1 protein-coding gene is annotated in these 247 nt (G+C 73.3%); it reads right to left on the bottom strand.

The features are described 5' to 3' along the window. Positions 1 to 247 (bottom strand): hypothetical protein (locus KVT32_RS31010; RefSeq protein WP_217619523.1); only part of this gene is annotated, 247 nt, incomplete at both ends.

The following is a 247-nucleotide window of genomic DNA, read 5'->3' as shown; positions in this document are numbered from 1 at the left end:
GACACGTTCGGGGGGCAGCCTGCTGATCCGGCCACGGCACACTGCCACCGCGACCATGCCGGCCTGGCGCGCCCGGCGCATTGCTTCCACCGGCCCGAAGGTGTTCCAGAGCGCGCCCCTGGCATCGCCGGCAAGCGCGCCCTCGTCCACAAGAATCAGGGTCAGCGCACCCGGGACCGGCGCGTCGCCTGCATGCCAGTCCAGCGACGGCAGCAGCCCCTGCAGCGCCCGGGCCAGCACCTGGACT

The sequence above is a fragment of the Achromobacter sp. GbtcB20 genome (assembly GCF_019091095.1).
GTDB classification, from domain to species: Bacteria; Pseudomonadota; Gammaproteobacteria; order Burkholderiales; family Burkholderiaceae_B; genus Achromobacter; species Achromobacter mucicolens.
The sequence above is the reverse complement of the archived record's forward strand: the minus strand, read 5'-3'. Positions and strand labels throughout refer to the sequence as shown.